Genomic DNA, 13,004 nt, shown 5'->3' on the forward strand with positions numbered 1-13,004 from the left:
GTGGCTCTTCCGCCCCTTACCCCTGAACAGCGCGCAGCCGCGCTCGAGAAGGCCGCCGCGGCTCGCCGGGAGCGCGCCGAGGTCAAGAATCGGCTCAAGCACTCCGGTGCTTCCCTCCATGAGGTCATCAAGCAGGGCCAGGAGAACGACGTCATCGGCAAGATGAAGGTCTCCGCCCTCTTGGAGTCCCTGCCGGGCGTCGGCAAGGTCCGCGCCAAGCAGATCATGGAGCGGCTCGGTATCTCCGAGAGCCGCCGAGTCCGGGGGCTCGGCTCCAACCAGATCGCGTCGCTGGAGCGCGAGTTCGGCAGCACCGCTTCCTGAATTTTCCGGCATCACCGGGAAGCTGGAATAATCGCTGCATGAGTTCTGACGTCTCCCGGGGGACGACCCCCGAGCCCCCGGCCAGACAGCCGCGGCTGACCGTGCTCTCCGGCCCCTCCGGGGTCGGCAAGAGCACGGTCGTCGCGCATATGCGCAAGGTCCACCCCGAGGTCTGGCTGTCGGTCTCGGCCACCACCCGCAAGCCGCGGCCCGGGGAGCGGCACGGCATCCATTACTTCTTCGTCGAGGACGAGGAGTTCGACAAGCTCGTCGCCAACGGTGAGCTGCTCGAATGGGCCGAATTCGCGGGCAACCGCTACGGCACCCCCCGCAAGGCGGTGCTGGACCGGCTGGCGGCCGGGGAACCGGTCCTGCTGGAGATCGATCTTCAGGGCGCCCGCCAGGTCCGCGAGTCCATGGCGGAGGCCGAGCTGGTGTTCCTGGCCCCGCCGAGCTGGGACGAGCTGGTCCGCCGGCTCACCGGACGGGGCACCGAGGCGCCGGAGGTCATCGAGCGCCGGCTGGCCGCCGCCAGGGTCGAGCTGGCAGCGGAGAAAGAGTTCGATGTGACGCTTGTCAACACCTCCGTCGAGGACGTCAGCCGCGAGCTGCTAGCCTTGATGCTGAATCGATCCGGGGACCGGAACACCCGCGGCTGACCGCGCAGCTCCCCGGCCGACCAGGACTTCTGCGTTACACCCACGCTTCATCCCCCTTCGGAAGGTAGAGAGTGTCCTCTTCCATCACTGCACCCGAGGGCATCATCAACCCGCCCATTGATGAGCTTCTCGAGGCCACCGATTCGAAGTACAGCCTTGTGATCTACGCTGCCAAGCGCGCGCGTCAGATCAACGCGTACTACTCCCAGCTCGGCGAGGGCCTGCTCGAGTACGTCGGCCCCCTCGTGGACACGCACGTCCACGAGAAGCCCCTCTCGATCGCGCTCCGCGAAATCAACGCGGGTCTGCTGACCTCGGAGGCCATCGAGGGCCCCGCCCAGTAGGCAGCACAGCAGTACCGTTCATCGAGGCCCGGCGGCGTGTCCGCCGGGCCCTTGGTGTGTCATAGGGGCATACGTAGGGACCTAGCCCGGGGAGCGGCGAAGCGATGGACAAGCGGGAGCGGGAGCGGCCCAGGGTCGTCCTGGGGGTCAGCGGCGGGATCGCCGCGTACAAGGCGTGCGAACTGCTGCGGCGGCTGACCGAGTCCGGGCACGACGTACGGGTGGTGCCGACCGCTTCGGCGCTGCACTTCGTCGGGGAGGCCACCTGGGCGGCGCTGTCCGGTAACCCGGCCGGTACCGAGGTCTGGGAGTCCGTCCACGAGGTCCCGCACGTCCGCATCGGCCAGGCCGCCGATCTCGTCGTGGTCGCGCCCGCCACCGCCGACCTGCTGGCCAAGGCCGCACACGGCCTCGCCGACGATCTGCTGACGAACACGCTGCTCACCGCCCGCTGTCCGGTGATCTTCGCGCCCGCGATGCACACCGAAATGTGGGAGAACCCCGCCACCCAGGAGAACGTCGCCACCCTGCGCCGCCGCGGCGCGCTGGTGATCGACCCCGCGGTCGGCCGGCTGACCGGCGTCGACACCGGCAAGGGCCGCTTCCCCGACCCGGCCGAGATCTTCGCGTTCTGCCGCCGGGTGCTGGCCCGCGGCGCACGCGCGAGCGAGCAGGATCTCGCCGGCCGCCATGTCGTGATCAGCGCCGGCGGTACCCGTGAGCCGCTGGATCCCGTCCGCTACCTGGGCAATCGTTCCTCGGGCAAGCAGGGCTACGCGCTGGCCCGTACGGCGGTGGCCCGCGGTGCCCGGGTCACCCTGGTCGCCGGCAACACCGAGCTGCCGGATCCGGCCGGTGTGGACGTGATCCCCGTCGGTACCGCCCGCCAGCTCCGTGAGGAAGTGGTGAAGGCCGCCGCGGACGCCGACGCGGTGGTCATGGCCGCCGCCGTCGCCGATTTCCGCCCCGCCGTCTACGCCTCCGGCAAGATCAAGAAGGTTGAGGGCCAGGAGCCGGAACCCATCGCCCTGGTGCGAAATCCGGACATCCTCGCCGAGCTCTCCGCCGAGCGGGCGCACCCGGGCCAGCTCGTGGTCGGCTTCGCCGCGGAGACCGACGAGGTACTCGCCAACGGACGCGCCAAGCTCGCCCGCAAGGGCTGTGACCTGCTCGTCGTGAATGAGGTCGGGGAGCACAAGGCCTTCGGCTCGGCGGAGAACGAAGCGGTGATCCTCGCGGCCGACGGAACCGAGACCCCGGTGCCGTACGGGCCCAAAGAAACCCTGGCCGACACGGTCTGGGACCTGGTCGCACCCCGCCTGGCCGAGACTCGCCGCTGAAGCGCCGAAGCGGCCCCGGAATCACTCCGTCAGCCCTGCAAAATCGGGCATGTCCCCTTGACCCGGCACATTCTCGAGGTGATCGTCCTAGCGTAAGCCGCGGTGTCCCAGGTCACGGGGGGTCCATAAATCGAGACCGTGTGCCCGAACGCCGCATCCGACCGATAAACTGGCGAGTGGATCGGGCCGAGCGCAGCTCTCGGCCCGTCCGCCAATGATCAGCCAGCAGCCGCTGCAACCCCAGGGAGCGATGTGTCCCGCCGCCTGTTCACCTCGGAATCCGTCACCGAGGGCCACCCAGACAAGATCGCTGACCAGATCAGCGACACCATCCTCGACGCTCTCCTCAAGGAAGACCCGACGTCCCGGGTCGCCGTGGAGACGCTGATCACCACCGGCCTGGTGCATGTGGCCGGCGAGGTGACGACGAAGGCGTACGCCGACATCCCCAACCTCGTCCGCAACAAGATCCTGGACATCGGTTACGACTCGTCCAAGAAGGGCTTCGACGGCGCTTCCTGCGGCGTCTCGGTGTCCATCGGCGCGCAGTCCCCGGACATCGCCCAGGGCGTCGACACCGCGTACGAGAACCGCGTCGAGGGCGATGACGACGAGCTGGACAGGCAGGGCGCCGGCGACCAGGGCCTGATGTTCGGCTACGCCTGCGACGAGACGCCCGAGCTGATGCCGCTCCCGATCAACCTCGCGCACCGGCTCTCCCGCCGGCTGTCCGAGGTCCGCAAGAACGGGACCATCCCCTACCTCCGTCCCGACGGCAAGACCCAGGTCACCATCGAGTACGACGGCCACAAGGCCGTCCGCCTCGACACCGTCGTGGTCTCCTCGCAGCACGCCAGCGACATCGACCTCGACTCGCTGCTCGCGCCCGACATCCGCGAGTTCGTCGTCGAGCACGTCCTCAACCAGCTGGTCGAGGACGGCATCAAGCTGGACACCGACGGCTACCGTCTGCTGGTCAACCCGACCGGGCGCTTCGAGATCGGTGGCCCCATGGGTGACGCCGGTCTGACCGGCCGCAAGATCATCATCGACACCTACGGCGGCATGGCTCGCCACGGTGGCGGCGCCTTCTCCGGCAAGGACCCGTCCAAGGTCGACCGCTCGGCCGCCTACGCGATGCGCTGGGTCGCCAAGAACGTCGTCGCGGCCGGCCTCGCGGCCCGCTGTGAGGTCCAGGTCGCCTACGCGATCGGCAAGGCCGAGCCGGTCGGTCTCTTCGTCGAGACCTTCGGCACCGCCACGGTGGACACCGACAAGATCGAGCAGGCCATCGGCGAGGTCTTCGACCTCCGTCCGGCGGCCATCATCCGCGACCTCGACCTGCTCCGTCCCATCTACGCGGAGACCGCCGCCTACGGCCACTTCGGCCGTGAGCTGGAGGACTTCACGTGGGAGCGCACGGACCGCGTGGAGGCGCTGAAGGCAGCCGCGGGGCTGTAAGTCCCGTAGCGCCCGTGTGAGTGCCACGGCCCCGGACCGCCGAGCGGTCCGGGGCCGTCGGTTGTCCACAGGCCGCCGGGCACTGTCCGTGCGGTCTGCTAAGACTGATGCTGTGAGCAGGGAGAACGGGCGACCGGAGGCGGGGGCGGCGGATGCGGGCGAGCAGTTGGCCCTCATCCGGGAGGCCGTGCGGGAGACCAAGGCGGAGCGGGCCAGACCGCGGACCTGGCGGGGGGCCGAGCTGGCGGCCGAGCTGCCGGTGGCGCGGGTGCTGGTCGACAAGGGGCTGGTGCACCTCGACCGGTATTTCGACTATGCGGTGCCGGCGGCGATGGATCACGAGGCGCAGCCCGGCGTCCGGGTCCGGGTGCGCTTCGGGGCGGGGGAGAAGGGCGGCCGGCGCGAGGGTGGCAAGCTGGTCAGCGGATTCATCGTGGAACGGGTCGCGGAGAGCGACTACCGGGGGGTGCTCGCCCCGGTCGCGCAGGTCCTGTCGTCCGAGCGGGTCCTGACGCCGGAGTTGCTGGCGCTGTGCCGGTCGGTCGCGGACCGCTATGCCGGGACGCTCGCCGATGTGGTGCAGCTGGCGGTGCCGCCCCGCCGGGCGCGCGCGGAGGCCAAGCCGTCGCCCGACCCGCTGCCGCCCAACCCGCCCCCCGAGCCGGGAAGTTGGGAGCGCTATGGCGCCGGCGCCGGATTCCTCGCGGCGCTCACCCGGGGGGACGCGCCACGGGCGGTGTGGACGGCGCTGCCCGGGGCGACCTGGCCGCAGGAGCTGGCGCGGGCGGCGGCCGCGGCGCTGGCCGGCGGGCGCGGTGCGCTGGTGGTGGTGCCGGACGGGCGGGCCGCGGCGCGGGTGGACGCGGCGCTCGGCGAGCTGATCGGCGCCGGCCGGCATGTGCTGCTGACCGCCGACGCCGGGCCCGAGGAGCGCTATCGCCGCTGGCTGGCGGTCAGCCGTGGCGCGGTGCGCGCCGTGGTCGGGACCCGGGCGGCGATGTTCGCGCCGGTCGCCGACCTGGGCCTGGTCGCCCTCTGGGACGACGGCGACGCCAGCCACAGCGATCCGCATGCGCCGCAGCCGCATGCCCGTGAGGTCCTCATCCAGCGGTCGGTCCATGAGCGGGCGGGATTTCTGCTGGGCGGGCTGAGCTGCACGGTCGAGGCGGCCCAGCTGGTCGAGACGGGCTGGGCGCGCCCGCTGACCGCCGAGCGCGAACAGGTCCGGGCCGCGGCGCCGCTGGTGCGTACGGTCGGCGACGGTGACGAGGCGCGGGATGCCGCCGCGCGGGCCGCCCGGCTGCCGACGATGGCCTGGCAGGTGGTGCGGGAGGGCCTTCAGCGTGGACCGGTGCTGATCCAGGTCCCGCGCCGGGGATACGCCCCCCGGCTGGCGTGCGAACGGTGCCGTACCCCCGCGCGCTGCCGGTCCTGCGCGGGCCCGCTGGAGGCGCAGGACGCCGGCGAGCTGTGCTGCGCGTGGTGCGGCCGCCCGGAGCCGGACTGGCACTGCTCCGAGTGCGGCGGCGCGCGGCTGCGGGCGCAGATCGTGGGCGCGCGGCGGACCGCGGAGGAGCTGGGCCGGGTGTTCCCGGCGGTGCCGGTGCGGACCTCGGGGCGGGACCATGTGCTGGCCACGGTGCCCGGTGTCCCCGCGCTCGTGGTGAGCACCCCGGGCGCGGAGCCGGTGGCCGAGGGCGACGGGTATGCGGCCGCGCTGCTGCTGGACGGCTGGGCGCTGCTGGGGCGGCCGGATCTGCGGGCGGGGGAGGAGGCGCTGCGCCGCTGGCTGGGCGCCGCCTCACTGGTCCGCGGGCAGGCGGCGGGTGGCACGGTCGCGGTGATCGCGGAGCCGACGCTGCGGCCGGTGCAGGCGCTGGTGCGCTGGGACCCGGTCGGCCATGCGGTCCGTGAGCTGGCCGAGCGCGCCGAGCTGGGGTTCCCTCCGGTGTCGCGGATGGCCTCCGTGGCCGGCCGCGGCGAGGATGTCACCGAGCTGCTGAGCTCCGCCGAACTCCCGGCGGGCGCCGAGGTGTTGGGGCCCGTACCGCTTCCGGTGCCGGACCCCGCCCGCCCGCGCCGCCCGGGCGACCCGCCGCCTGGCGAGCAGTGGGAGCGTGCGCTGGTGCGGGTCCGCCCCGGCCAGGGCGCGGCCCTCGCCGCCGCGCTCAAGGCGGCCCGCGCGGCCCGGCTGGTCAAGCGGGAGGGGGAGGCCGTACGGGTCCGGATCGATCCGCCCGATCTGGGGTGAGCGTCCGCCGGGGGGCTGTCGCCGTGTCGGCGCCCCGGACATGGCGCCGCCCCGGGACCGAGTGCGGCGTCCCGGGGCGTTGGCGAGCGGCGTGGGGGCGAAGGCGCCCGGTGTCGCGGGTGGTTCAGCCGTTGCGGGGGCCGGGGAAGGCGCCCGGCCGGGCCGGTTCGTCACGGGCGGCCGCGGAGGGCTGGGCGGGCATGGACCGGGCGGCCGGGACGGACGGAGCGCCGGGCAGCCCCGCGGCCACGGTCACCGCACGGGTCGCGGTGGCCTCGGGCGAACGCACCGCCGGCTCGGCGCCGTTGGCCTCCGCGGCGGGCTGGGCCGCGGCTCTGCGGGCACCGTAACGACGGTGTACCGCCTGTTTGGTGACGCCGAGCGCCGAGCCCACCGCGTCCCACGAGAATCCCAGCGATCGGTCGAAGTCGACCGCGGCCGTGACAAGGGTTTCGACGCTGTCCCGCAGTTCCTGGGCAAGGCGCACCGTCGGAGCGGGCGCGCGTCCGTAGACGACGAAGCCCGCGGAGGGGCCCGTGCGTCGGGGCCGGTAGACGTTGCCGAGCTGAGCGGTCAGCGTGCGCAGTGCGTCCACCTGCCGGCGCACCCGCTCGATGTCCCGCACCAGGAGATGCAGGCTGGCGCGCGCCTGGGCGTCGTGGGTTGCGTGGTCGGCCATGAGCAAGCCTCTCGAACCGGCGTGAAATAGGAAGGATGTGTGACGAGCGGGCCGCCAAAGCGGCCCGGCCCGGGTCAATGCTGTTTGACCAACGCGACAGCAGCGGCTCTGGTCACGGTATGGGGGCGTACGAGCTTTCCTACAAGGCGCGGGAAATCGTGTACGCCCCCTCGAACCACCGCCCATGGCCTCCTGCGGGACCCATAGACTGGTGTGTCGTTCCGCTGCGTGTGAGAGGTAGTTCGCCACCCATGAGGCTTGTCTTCGCCGGCACCCCCGAGGTCGCCGTACCCGCCCTCGATGCCCTGATCGCCTCGGACCGGCACGAGGTCGTGGCCGTGGTGACCCGGCCCGACGCCCCCGCCGGACGCGGCCGCCGGCTCGTCGCCAGCCCCGTCGCGGAGCGTGCGGAGGAGGCGGGCATCGAGGTGCTCAAGCCCGCCAAGCCGCGCGACGAGGACTTTCTGGCCCGGCTGCGGGAGATCGCGCCGGACTGCTGCCCGGTGGTCGCCTACGGTGCGCTGCTGCCGAAGGCCGCGCTCGACATCCCCGCCAAGGGGTGGGTCAATCTGCACTTCTCGCTGCTGCCTGCCTGGCGGGGCGCGGCGCCCGTGCAGCACGCGGTGCTTGCAGGGGACGAGGTGACCGGCGCCTCGACCTTCCAGATCGAGACCGGCCTGGACTCCGGCCCGGTCTTCGGCGTGCTGACCGAGGAGGTCCGGCCGACCGACACCAGCGGCGATCTGCTGACCCGGCTGGCGTTCGCCGGTTCCGGGCTGCTGGTGGCGACGATGGACGGCATCGAGGACGGCACGCTCCAGGCGGTGCCGCAGCCGGCCGAGGGCGTCACGCTCGCCCCGAAGATCGAGGTCGAGGACGCGAAGGTGGACTGGGCGGCGCCCGCACTGCGGGTCGACCGGGTGATCCGTGGCTGCGCGCCCGCGCCCGGCGCCTGGACGGTCTTCCGCGGTGAGCGGCTCAAGCTGATGTCGGCCGTCTCCGCGGTGGACCACGCGGAGTTGGGCCTGGCGCCCGGCGAACTCGCTGTCACGAAGAAGGCGGTCCACGTCGGCACGGGCAGCCACCCCGTGGAACTCATCTGGGTCCAGCCGCAGGGCAAGAAGCCGATGAAGGCCGCGGACTGGGCGCGCGGGGTGCGCATCGAAGGCGGGGAGCGGCTGGGGGACAGGCATTAGGGGGCGGGCGAACACATCCCGTAGGGGGTGCGAGCGCCCCCTCGGGGCCACAACGTGACGGGGGCGGGCCGGTATTCCCGAGGGGCGGCCGCCCGCGTCGCCCGCACCGCCCGCGTCGCCCGCACCGCCCGCGTCGCCCGCACCGCCCGCGCCGCCCACTGCACCCCCATCCCTCCCCCGGGGACGCCGCCACCGAGTCCACGTAGGCTGGGAGGGATCCCTCTTCCTGTATCCGGAGCACCTTTTCTGTGAGTCAGCAGCCGCGCCGTCGCCCCAGCAAGCCCTATCGCCGCCCGCAGAAGGACCCGGTCCGGATCCTCGCGTTCGAGGCGCTGCGGGCCGTCGACGAGCGCGACGCCTACGCGAATCTGGTCCTGCCGCCCCTGCTGCGCAAGGCGCGTGAGGGCGGTGACTTCGACGCCCGGGACGCGGCGCTGGCGACGGAGCTGGTGTACGGCTCGCTGCGGTGGCAGGGCACCTATGACGCGATCATCGCGCAGTGCGTGGACCGGCCGCTGCGCGAGGTGGACCCACCGGTCCTGGACGTGCTGACGCTCGGGGCGCACCAGCTGCTCGGCACCCGTATCCCCAGCCACGCCGCGGTCAGCGCCAGCGTCGAACTGGCGCGAGTGGTGCTGGGCGACGGCCGGGCGAAGTTCGTCAACGCGGTGCTGCGCAAGGTCGCGGCCCATGACCTGGACGGGTGGCTGGAGCGGGTCGCCCCGGAGTACGACAAGGACCCCGAGGACCACCTCGGCCTCGTGCATGCGCACCCCCGCTGGATCGTCTCCGCCCTGTGGGACGCGCTCGGCGGCGGCCGGGCCGGCATCGAGGACCTGCTGGAGGCGGACAACGAACGCCCCGAGGTGACCCTGGTCGCCCGGCCCGGCCGGAGCACCGCCGAGGAACTGCTGACGGTGGCCGGCGAGGAGAGCGCGCTCCCCGGGCGCTGGTCCCCGTACGCGGTGCGGCTCGCGGAAGGCGGCGAGCCGGGCGCGCTGGACCCGGTGCGCGAGGGGCGTGCCGGGGTGCAGGACGAGGGCAGTCAGCTCGTCGCCCTGGCGCTGGCGAACGCGCCCGTCGAGGGCCCCGACCGCGCCTGGCTCGACGGCTGCGCCGGCCCCGGCGGCAAGGCGGCGCTGCTGGCGGCGCTCGCCGCGCAGCGCGGCGCCGCCCTGCTGGCGTCGGAGAAGCAGCCGCACCGCGCCCGTCTGGTGGCCCGGGCGCTGGAGGGCAACCCCGGCCCGTACGCGGTCATCGCGGCCGACGGCACCCGCCCCGCCTGGCGGCCCGGCGCCTTCGACCGGGTCCTGGTGGACGTGCCGTGCACCGGCCTGGGCGCGCTGCGCCGCCGCCCGGAGGCCCGCTGGCGCCGCCGCCCCGAGGACCTGGACGGCTTCGCCCCGCTCCAGCGCGAGCTGCTGCGGCAGGCGCTCGCGGCGGTCCGGATCGGCGGCGTCGTCGGCTATGCGACCTGCTCACCGCATCCGGCCGAGACCCGCGCCGTGGTGGACGACGTCTTGAAGGGCCGGGGCGGCGAGCCGTTCGAGACGGAGTGGATCGACGCCCGCCCCCTGATGCCCGGCGTCCCGGCCCTCGGCGACGGCCCGGACGTCCAGCTGTGGCCCCATCTGCACGGCACGGACGCGATGTACCTGGCCCTGCTGCGGCGGGTGGCCTGAGAGACGGCCGTCCCCCCTCCCGGGCCCCCCGGAGCGCACGCCATACTGGGGGGCATGGCCTTGATCAACCCCAGCATTCTGTCCGCGGACTTCGCTCGGCTTGCCGAGGAGGCGAAGGCGGTGGAGGGCGCCGACTGGCTGCACGTCGACGTCATGGACAACCACTTCGTTCCGAACCTGACCCTTGGTGTGCCGGTGGTCGAGTCGCTGAGCAAGGCGACGGACACCCCGCTCGATCTGCATCTGATGATCGAGGACCCGGACCGCTGGGCGCCCCAGTACATCGAGGCCGGGGCCGGTTCCGTGACCTTTCATGTGGAGGCGGCGGCCGCGCCGGTGCGGCTGGCGCGGGAGATCCGGGCCAAGGGGGCACGGGCGTCGATGGCGCTGAAGCCGGCCACGCCGATCGAGCCGTACGAGGATCTGCTGCCCGAGCTCGACATGCTGCTGATCATGACCGTGGAGCCCGGCTTCGGCGGCCAGGCCTTCCTGGACATCATGCTGCCGAAGATCCGCCGCAGCCGTGAGCTGATCTCCCGGCACGGCCTTCAGCTGGCGCTTCAGGTGGACGGCGGGGTCTCCGCGGCCACCATCGAGCGGTGCGCGGAGGCGGGCGCGGATGTGTTCGTCGCGGGCTCCGCGGTGTACGGCGCGGACGATCCGGCGAAGGCGGTCCGGGACCTGCGGGAAAAGGCCGAGACGGCGACCGCGGCGGCGGGCTGGGGCTGCGCGCACTGAATTCCGGAGCGGGGCGCGGGCGGACCGGTCCATTCCGGCCACCGGAATCTCCTCGTGGCGGGGCCGCGGCGCCGCTTGCGCGGGGCGCCACCGAGCGTTCATGAGGGTCGGGGCGCTGATGGTCCCCGTTGCCGCCGGGTTTCTGAAAGGATGAGCAAAGACTCGATCAGATGCGCAAAAGGGGAGAATTTCGTGGTAGCCAGCCGCCCACAGTCCGGAATGGGCCCTGCCGAGCTGGTGCAGGCCGCGGCCATGGCCCGCCGTTTCTATCTTGAGGGCAAGTCGAAGATCCAGATCGCGGAGGAATTCGGCGTCAGCCGGTTCAAGGTCGCGCGGGTGCTGGAGACGGCGCTGGAGCGTGATCTCGTACGGATCGAGATCCGGGTGCCCTCCGAATTGGACGCCGAACGCTCCGACGCCCTGCGGGCCCGCTACGGCCTGCGGCACGCGGTGGTCGTCGAGTCGCCCGCCGACGCTCCCCCCGCCTTCGGCGGCCAGGCCCCGCCCGAGGACGCCGCCGACCCGGAGAACCTCGGCGAGGTCGCGGCCGACCTGCTGGGCGAGCTGGTCGCCGAGGGCGATGTGCTGGGGCTGGCCTGGGGCCGGTCGACCATTCACATGGCCGCCGCGCTGCACCGCCTCCCGCCGTGCACCGTCGTGCAGTTGACCGGTGTCTACGACGCGGGGACCGCCGACCGCGGCTCCGTCGAGGCGGTGCGCCGCGCGGCGGACGTCGCCGGGGGCGAGGCGCACCCGATCTACGCGCCGATGCTGCTGCCCGACTCGGCGACGGCCGAGGCGCTGCGCCGCCAGACCGGGATTGCCCGCGCGTTCGACTACTTCGACAAGGTCACCGTCGCCTGTGTCTCCATCGGCTCCTGGGAGCCGGGCGTCTCGACCGTCTACGACATGCTGTCGGAGCAGGAGCGGGAGCATTACGCCTCGCTGGGTGCCGCCGCCGAGATGTCCGCGCACCTCTTCGATGCCGAGGGCCGCCGGATCGGCCGGGACCTCGGCGAGCGGTGCATCACCGTCGAGGCGGACCGGCTGCGCCGGATCCCGGAGGTCGTCGCCATCGCGGGCGGCGGGCGCAAGGCCGCCGCGATCGGTGCGGTGCTGCGCTCCGGGCTGGTGACGAGCCTGGTCACGGACACCGCCGCCGCCGACCATCTGCTGCTGGAGACCGGCCCGGGGCCGCGCCCCGCACTGGACCGGGCGGACCCTGACGGGGCGTGACGTAGGCCGGAGCCGGAGCCGGACGGGGAGCCGGGCCCGGACATAGAGCCGGAGCGGGGCCCGGAGGCGGCGCCGGGCGGCGGCCCGCGTGAGCCCGGACCGCGCCCCCCGATGGGCCCCGGCCCGCGCTCATCGACGAGCAGCCCGCGCGCCCCTGTGACAGCATCGGCGCATGGTGATCCGCTTCTCCCCGCGCCGCGCCGTCGCCGTCGTCGGCGCGCTGCTCGCCGGGCTGCTCCTGGTGCTGACCGGGTGTGCCACGGGCGGTGGTGCCAACGGGAGTTCGCAGGCGGCGCCGCGGTCCACCGCCACGGCCGTCGACGGTACGCCGCGCGCTTCCGGCGTACCGGACTGGGCGCAGGGCATGCCGGTCGTGCCGGTCGGCGAGCTGCCCTCGCAGGCACGGGACACCCTGCGCCTGATCGACGCCGGCGGTCCCTTCCCGTACGCCCAGGACGGGACGGTCTTCGGCAACCGGGAGCGACTGCTGCCCCGTCAGCCGCGCGGCTACTACCACGAGTACACCGTGCCCACGCCGGGCGCACCGGACCGCGGCGCCCGACGGCTCGTCACCGGTCAGAGCCATGAGACGTACTACACCGAAGATCACTACCGGTCTTTCAAGGCGGTGCTCCGATGACGGCTCCCGTACCCCGGCCGCTCGCCGCGGTGCTCGACGGCAGCACGCCCCCGGGGGTGCTGCCCTGGCCCGCGGAGCGCGCGGTGGCGGACGCGCTGGCCGCCGCCCGGGACGCCGGCTGGACCGGTGCGTCCCTGGATCTCGACGGGGTCGCGGACAAGGCCGCCTTCATGGAGCGGTGTGCCGGGGCGCTGCGGCTGCCGGAGTGGTTCGGCCGCAACTGGGACGCGCTCGCCGACTGCCTCACCGATCTGTCCTGGTGCCCGGCCGGCCGCGGCCGGCTGCTCGTGGTGACGGGCTGGCAGGGATATGCGGCCGCGGCGCCCGATCAGTGGAGCATCGTCGAGGGTGTGCTGGCGGATGCGGTGGGTTACTGGCGGGACACGGACGCCGGACTGGCCGTGATCATGGCCCGGGGGCGGGCCCGGCAGGGCGCCTAGCGGCGGCCGCGGCC

General features: G+C 73.3%; 13 protein-coding genes. 12 read left to right on the forward strand and 1 reads right to left on the reverse strand.

Annotated features, from left to right (window positions below; genetic code table 11):
* The 6 genes from AC3EUV_RS13910 (at window position 1) to AC3EUV_RS13935 (ending at window position 6,379) form a co-directional block, all read left to right on the forward strand.
* Window positions 1-324 (forward strand): integration host factor, encoded by a 324-nt coding sequence (locus tag AC3EUV_RS13910; RefSeq protein WP_006607450.1) that lies wholly within the window; start codon window positions 1-3, stop codon window positions 322-324.
* A gap of 38 nt (window positions 325-362) precedes the next feature.
* Complete coding sequence (gene gmk / locus AC3EUV_RS13915; RefSeq protein ID WP_432141847.1) at window positions 363-983, forward strand: guanylate kinase; 621 nt, start codon at window positions 363-365, stop codon at window positions 981-983.
* A gap of 71 nt (window positions 984-1,054) precedes the next feature.
* Window positions 1,055-1,327, forward strand: coding sequence for a DNA-directed RNA polymerase subunit omega (gene rpoZ / locus AC3EUV_RS13920; RefSeq protein WP_005319902.1), 273 nt, complete (start codon window positions 1,055-1,057; stop codon window positions 1,325-1,327).
* A 104-nt stretch (window positions 1,328-1,431) separates the two neighbouring features.
* Window positions 1,432-2,667, forward strand: a complete 1,236-nt coding sequence (gene coaBC, locus AC3EUV_RS13925; RefSeq protein WP_435603011.1) for a bifunctional phosphopantothenoylcysteine decarboxylase/phosphopantothenate--cysteine ligase CoaBC — start codon at window positions 1,432-1,434, stop codon at window positions 2,665-2,667.
* Between the two features lie 252 nt (window positions 2,668-2,919).
* Window positions 2,920-4,128, forward strand: coding sequence for a methionine adenosyltransferase (metK, locus tag AC3EUV_RS13930; protein ID WP_042156834.1), 1,209 nt, complete (start codon window positions 2,920-2,922; stop codon window positions 4,126-4,128).
* Between the two features lie 112 nt (window positions 4,129-4,240).
* Window positions 4,241-6,379: a primosomal protein N' gene (locus AC3EUV_RS13935; RefSeq protein ID WP_432141849.1), complete on the forward strand. Its 2,139-nt coding sequence runs from the start codon at window positions 4,241-4,243 to the stop codon at window positions 6,377-6,379.
* A 124-nt stretch (window positions 6,380-6,503) separates the two neighbouring features.
* Here the strand turns inward: AC3EUV_RS13935 and AC3EUV_RS13940 are convergent, their stop codons facing one another.
* The gene (locus AC3EUV_RS13940) at window positions 6,504-7,058 is read right to left on the reverse strand and encodes a hypothetical protein (protein WP_387242838.1); all 555 of its coding nucleotides are present in this window, start codon (window positions 7,056-7,058) and stop codon (window positions 6,504-6,506) included.
* Window positions 7,059-7,309: 251 nt separating this feature from the next.
* Between AC3EUV_RS13940 and fmt the strand changes: the two genes are divergently transcribed.
* The 6 genes from fmt (at window position 7,310) to AC3EUV_RS13970 (ending at window position 12,990) form a co-directional block, all read left to right on the forward strand.
* A complete protein-coding gene (gene fmt / locus AC3EUV_RS13945) occupies window positions 7,310-8,254 on the forward strand; it encodes a methionyl-tRNA formyltransferase (RefSeq protein WP_432141850.1) in 945 nt (314 codons plus the stop codon).
* Between the two features lie 248 nt (window positions 8,255-8,502).
* Complete coding sequence (locus AC3EUV_RS13950) at window positions 8,503-9,936, forward strand: RsmB/NOP family class I SAM-dependent RNA methyltransferase (protein WP_432141851.1); 1,434 nt, start codon at window positions 8,503-8,505, stop codon at window positions 9,934-9,936.
* Window positions 9,937-9,990: 54 nt separating this feature from the next.
* Window positions 9,991-10,674, forward strand: a complete 684-nt coding sequence (rpe, locus tag AC3EUV_RS13955; protein ID WP_432141852.1) for a ribulose-phosphate 3-epimerase — start codon at window positions 9,991-9,993, stop codon at window positions 10,672-10,674.
* Between the two features lie 219 nt (window positions 10,675-10,893).
* Window positions 10,894-11,910: a sugar-binding transcriptional regulator gene (locus tag AC3EUV_RS13960; protein WP_432141956.1), complete on the forward strand. Its 1,017-nt coding sequence runs from the start codon at window positions 10,894-10,896 to the stop codon at window positions 11,908-11,910.
* A gap of 172 nt (window positions 11,911-12,082) precedes the next feature.
* Window positions 12,083-12,550 (forward strand): guanyl-specific ribonuclease, encoded by a 468-nt coding sequence (locus AC3EUV_RS13965; RefSeq protein WP_432141853.1) that lies wholly within the window; start codon window positions 12,083-12,085, stop codon window positions 12,548-12,550.
* Window positions 12,547-12,990: a barstar family protein gene (locus AC3EUV_RS13970; RefSeq protein ID WP_432141854.1), complete on the forward strand. Its 444-nt coding sequence runs from the start codon at window positions 12,547-12,549 to the stop codon at window positions 12,988-12,990. The genes AC3EUV_RS13965 and AC3EUV_RS13970 overlap by 4 nt, the downstream gene beginning before the upstream one ends.
* Window positions 12,991-13,004 lie beyond the last annotated feature (14 nt).

This window comes from Streptomyces sp. bgisy130, from assembly GCF_057708345.1.

Bases quoted from the DNA above. Each gene is read 5' to 3' on its own strand.
- gmk (WP_432141847.1), top strand. From the start codon at position 363: ATGAGTTCTGACGTCTCCCGGGGGACGACCCCCGAGCCCCCGGCCAGA.
- coaBC (WP_435603011.1), top strand. From the start codon at position 1,432: ATGGACAAGCGGGAGCGGGAGCGGCCCAGGGTCGTCCTGGGGGTCAGC.
- AC3EUV_RS13940 (WP_387242838.1), bottom strand. From the start codon at position 7,058: ATGGCCGACCACGCAACCCACGACGCCCAGGCGCGCGCCAGCCTGCAT.
- fmt (WP_432141850.1), top strand. From the start codon at position 7,310: ATGAGGCTTGTCTTCGCCGGCACCCCCGAGGTCGCCGTACCCGCCCTC.
- rpe (WP_432141852.1), top strand. From the start codon at position 9,991: ATGGCCTTGATCAACCCCAGCATTCTGTCCGCGGACTTCGCTCGGCTT.
- AC3EUV_RS13960 (WP_432141956.1), top strand. From the start codon at position 10,894: ATGGGCCCTGCCGAGCTGGTGCAGGCCGCGGCCATGGCCCGCCGTTTC.
- AC3EUV_RS13965 (WP_432141853.1), top strand. From the start codon at position 12,083: ATGGTGATCCGCTTCTCCCCGCGCCGCGCCGTCGCCGTCGTCGGCGCG.
- AC3EUV_RS13970 (WP_432141854.1), top strand. From the start codon at position 12,547: ATGACGGCTCCCGTACCCCGGCCGCTCGCCGCGGTGCTCGACGGCAGC.